A 524-nucleotide genomic window follows, 5' to 3' on the forward strand; every position below is an offset into this window, starting at 1 on the left:
GTCGCATTGTCATATTTCACCGCTGCATTGTCAGTCGCTGTCTGTTGTGCAGAGACTGCATCCAACTGACCTTTATTCACTGCATCTGTAGTTGCTGTGCCCGCTGCTACACCACTGATCTTGTTCGTAGTCTTGTCAATCACAACACTGCCAACAGTCACTTTATCAAAGTTAACTTCTTTCTTGGTCGCTACTGTAATGTTGTTACCTGTACGACTAATCGCGATGTTGTCTCCATCTAGGAATTGTACTGTATCGCTAGATTTAACCGAACTTGCACTGTCTCCATTCGCTTGTAACTTGAAAGTTTGGTTTTGTAAATTACTGATCTGTGTACCTTGACTACCAACAGTGGTATTCAGTGTGCTAATCGCATTAGTGTTATTTGTAACTGCTTGATTGGTCGCATTGAGCTGACTGCCATTCACTGCATCTGTTGAGCTTGCTGATAATTCGCCAGCTTTCACATTGGTTAAGCTAACTGCTGTAGTCGCTCCTACACCACCTAAAGTCACTTTGTCTTT

General features: G+C 42.9%; 2 pseudogenes (1 of these 2 only partly in view). Both read right to left on the reverse strand.

The window, feature by feature from the left end:
* Positions 1–119 (reverse strand): annotated as a pseudogene (locus GWK51_RS16835) (hypothetical protein) (its annotated part extends 141 nt beyond the left edge of the window); the annotation flags it as partial.
* Positions 120–404: 285 nt separating this feature from the next.
* Positions 405–515: pseudogene (locus tag GWK51_RS16840) on the reverse strand (hypothetical protein); the annotation flags it as partial.
* Between the last annotated feature and the right edge of the window lie 9 nt (positions 516–524).

The organism is Acinetobacter kanungonis (assembly GCF_009939195.1).
Lineage (GTDB): Bacteria > Pseudomonadota > Gammaproteobacteria > Pseudomonadales > Moraxellaceae > Acinetobacter > Acinetobacter kanungonis.